Source organism: Corynebacterium sp. KPL3927, assembly GCF_040225835.1.
Lineage (GTDB): Bacteria > Actinomycetota > Actinomycetes > Mycobacteriales > Mycobacteriaceae > Corynebacterium.
In genome coordinates this window covers 1-3,755 of the sequence record NZ_JBEHGD010000040.1, presented here as the reverse complement: position 1 = coordinate 3,755, position 3,755 = coordinate 1, and the positions used below count along the sequence as shown (strand labels likewise).

At 47.3% G+C, this 3,755-nt stretch carries 5 protein-coding genes; 3 read left to right on the top strand and 2 right to left on the bottom strand.

Translation table 11 applies throughout. The annotated features are described in order from the left end of the window. From ABRP86_RS11380 to ABRP86_RS11370, 3 genes are all read left to right on the top strand, one after another. A partial coding sequence (locus tag ABRP86_RS11380; RefSeq protein WP_502880318.1) for an integrase core domain-containing protein occupies positions 1-233 on the top strand: 233 nt, incomplete at its 5' end. A gap of 171 nt (positions 234-404) precedes the next feature. Then, positions 405-767 (top strand): hypothetical protein, encoded by a 363-nt coding sequence (locus tag ABRP86_RS11375; RefSeq protein WP_349864435.1) that lies wholly within the window; start codon positions 405-407, stop codon positions 765-767. Between the two features lie 70 nt (positions 768-837). Further along, positions 838-981: a helix-turn-helix domain-containing protein gene (locus ABRP86_RS11370; RefSeq protein ID WP_156904645.1), complete on the top strand. Its 144-nt coding sequence runs from the start codon at positions 838-840 to the stop codon at positions 979-981. Positions 982-2,502: 1,521 nt separating this feature from the next. Here the strand turns inward: ABRP86_RS11370 and ABRP86_RS11365 are convergent. Next, on the bottom strand, positions 2,503-2,952 hold the full coding sequence (locus ABRP86_RS11365; protein WP_023024210.1) for a hypothetical protein: 450 nt from the start codon (positions 2,950-2,952) through the stop codon (positions 2,503-2,505). Positions 2,953-3,316: 364 nt separating this feature from the next. Further along, positions 3,317-3,526, bottom strand: a complete 210-nt coding sequence (locus ABRP86_RS11745; RefSeq protein ID WP_502879307.1) for an alpha-amylase inhibitor — start codon at positions 3,524-3,526, stop codon at positions 3,317-3,319. Between the last annotated feature and the right edge of the window lie 229 nt (positions 3,527-3,755).

Here is a 3,755-nt window from a genome sequence, read left to right as displayed (position 1 = left end):
TGACAATGCACTGGCTGAAAACGTTAACGGCCCCTCATAAGAACGAACTCATCCATACTCGCAGGTGGAATGATGTTGTCGAGGTAGAAATCGCGACGTTCGAGTGGGTGTCATGGTGGAACGAGACAAGGCTCCACCAAAGCTTGGGATACCGAACCCCGGTCGAGGTCGAAACCGAATTTTGGAAGCAGAACCCGCCACGGGCAATAATAGAAATCAAGGCAAATGCCTAGGAACAAAACCCGGGGCACTTCAGGCCGCTCAGAACGACCACGGCACCTTATGGGGAGAACACGACCTCACCTACAGCCTCCATTAACTAGCGCAAGCCCTTGATAGCCTGGGAGCACTGCCCCCTCTAGAACGACCCTCGACCACGGGAAAGCTCCGGTTTTGGACGCAATGTGGATATCTTCGACCGTACTCGCCGCTGGGCCTTTAGGGCGAACAAACGCAATTGGACAGACGGCATCAACGTCTGGGTTGAAGTTGTCCACGCACACGCCATCGCCGCCAACCTCAACCTAGAAAAAGAACACCGCGACCCCCTCCCCGAAAAAGAAATCCACCGCCTCGCCCCCAGCATCGCCCACTGGGTATGGACACGATTCAATCCCGAACAATTGTCCGCCATCCGAGCAGCACGCGGAAAATCAGGCGAAAAACGGTCCCAACAACGCAACGAAACAGCAAGTGAGGTACCGAATGGTCAAGCCAGATGCACCCCGAAGGCTAGGCGTACGCTCTCCAAGGCTCACCGCACGTGAAGCTGCCCTAAAAATCGGTCGTCCTCCCCACACCATTCGCCGCTAGACATCGGAACTTCGTAAGGCGTTTATCGGACGTGCGCACGAAAAACGCGATAAAATCCGGGTGCTCCACAACCAAGGGCTATCTATGCGTGCGATCGCTAAAGGAGTCGGCTGCTCTGTCGGGACCGTGCATCGTTATGTGCACATGAAAGACCAGGCGCGTGCATGATCCACATCCTGGCCTCCGTCTATGCAATAGGCACGTGCAGCTCACCTTGCTAAGCAAGCATGACTCACTACCTAAGCACCTAGGTTTTCAGTAGAGACACCCTCCGCGCATGTCACGCCCGCAGAAATGTAACAAATTAGAAACAATCCTATGAAAACTATTGAACTTAATGTAAAGTGTAAAGACATTTTACTTTCTAAATATACGAAGAAAATTTCATGAAAAAAGTTGTTCATTAATTCTCTCTAGCATGCTTGCAATTTCCTCAATTATCTCTCCCCCTGCAATTACAGAAGAGCAAGAGGTGGAAAGCTTGGATAACCCTATCGATGGGTCTATCGAGCGGGAGTATAGGAACGTGTTTCTTCAGAATGGAATCACCGACAAGTCAATTCAAGATCGCCTAATTGGGAAAATTGAGAATGGTGAATTAATTGACGCAGATAATCCAGAATCGGAACCTATACGCAGTGAAGAAACTGAGGAGTACGGTCGAGTAACGAAGAAGAATATATACCAGGATGGTTCCGTTAGTACGGTAGAAATGGGACCTAGTAGGTACGCTACTAGAGGAACCGGGATTTCCAATTGCCGAAGCTACGATCATTTGAACTGGGTTCGACACGATAACTGCCGAGTTGTGTACAACGGCATCGCTTTCTCGTACTCATTCTATGCAGATTATTCAACGACAAAGAGTGGGAAAGTAAACGCTACGATTAGGAATATGCATAGCCCGATAATTCATAGAGCCATTGGCCACACTACAAGTTCGCCCTCCCTTGAAATAACCCAACAATGGCAGAACCGAAATATATCTCCAGCCTCAGCTAGAATGTCTTTCCAGGCAACTGCAGTGAAGGTTTTATGGACAACGACGCTATCTCTAACCCTTGAGGTTTCCGGAGGCCGCGCTCAAGCGTTATCTTGATGCAACTATGATGGTATATGATATTATATTTTCTATATTTGCCGTAGCATTACTAGTGGCCTTGACACTATTCCTGATAAAAGCGGTGTCCTTTATAAAAGAGGTACGGCAAGACATAAAAGACATAAAAGGAGAAGTTACTGGCAAGGGGAATTCTTCCAATAAATTCCAGGATTTAGATATTGAGTGATAACTGTATTTCACAGGTAATATAGTTACCGCTCCTAGTGGTGAACGTTCAAGACCTGCACCACTGTTGAGTCGGAGTTTTAGGTGTTGAACTTTACTGTCTGCGTGCTAGTGCTCGCGTCACCTTTTCTCCTGCCCTCATGCATACCGGGAATCAGCCGACGATTAAAGGCAGGAGTCTCCGATGTGCTGACTCCAGACGGTGTGGTGCTTCACGCTTCGTTGTCTTTCGCCCAATTTACTAGCTCTCTGGTGCGATTTTAGCCCCCTCCGGCCACCAACCGCTGCCCACACAGTGTCGAGCAGTCCTTTAGCTTCGTAGATCGCATCCAAGTGCCCACCAAACAGGGGTCAAGCACGATAGAGAGTTATAATGATACTTCTCCACCTGGTGACAGGTTCTATTGAATAATGCAGTTTGACGATTCTTTTCCGCTTTCGCTCATCCAGATTAATCGAGTACGACTAGGAAAAGTTGAGGGAAAATCATCTTCGGCATCTAGCTCTAGCTTTGCAGCAATTTGCATTACTGGGTCTTTTTTATCATCTTCCTCTTTTTCTGGTACCTCAACGATGGTCGTGAAAATGAAAACGGAGTAATTTTCTTTCTCTGAGTCCGACAACTCTTCTCCAAATCCGACAATTTCATCAATAAGGAGACTAAATATCGGCTCGGTCTGGCCTAAGAGGTAAGCTTGTTCGGATGCTAAAAGAACCTTATGAGACTGTCTTACACGTTCTACTGCTTCCTGATATTTCTCTTTCGCTTTGGGCAGAGATTCGAATGGACAGACGAATTTCGTTATATAGCACCAAATGTGGACGCTTGGATTTAAACTTTTATTTAGCATATATTTCTATATTATCTTGGAGTCCAGTTAGTGCTATAAGCACCGTTTTGCCTGTATTGGCCAATTGTCTTACAGTGTCTCTTAGCATGATTGTCACCGAATCTGGAAACGAAGTTATTTGCTTCTTTTTCAGCCTTTTCTGGATCATTTTTATGGTTTCCGATGACGAAACCAACAACTGGGTTACCTGTTGTATTCTGATGGACTTGGCACTTCACCGTATACATCCCTCTATTATTCTTAGTCCGTGGGTCGTCTGGACCCAGCCCATATGCTAGGGGAGCTAAACAACTCAGTGCGACTAGAATGGATAAGATTCCAGCGTGATTTTTTACAACTCTTTTCATAGTTCAGCAGCCCTCAGTTAGCAAAGGAAAACGCCATCGATTCGGCCTGTGGCAACGCCAATATTAGTACGTGTCCCTGGTTGAATTGATTTGCATTGAGTGTCGAGCCCGAAGGCTAGCACCACTTTTACTCGTTGTGGGTCGCTTCCTCCACAATTGTTATAAACTTGGACGAATCCCTTTTCTGCTCGCGCTACAATGCAATTTGGTGCTGGAACAGCAGCCATAGTTGTTAGGGTAGCTTCGGTACTGCGAACTTCGGACCCTGCGAAGAGAACTTCGGCAACTTCACCTTTGGCAAATCTTGCGCTTTGACCCGGTTCTAGTTCGGCAACTTTTAATTGGTTGGTTGATAGATTGAAAGTGGGCGTTTCGGTAGCGGACCTGACCCCCAGATGGTGGACACCTTGAAACCAGCATCTCGCTGGGGAAGTGAGGTACCTTTCCACCATGCCA

Coding starts and splice junctions, on each gene's coding strand:
- ABRP86_RS11365 (WP_023024210.1), bottom strand. CDS start 2,952: ATGCTAAATAAAAGTTTAAATCCAAGCGTCCACATTTGGTGCTATATA.
- ABRP86_RS11745 (WP_502879307.1), bottom strand. CDS start 3,526: ATGGCTGCTGTTCCAGCACCAAATTGCATTGTAGCGCGAGCAGAAAAG.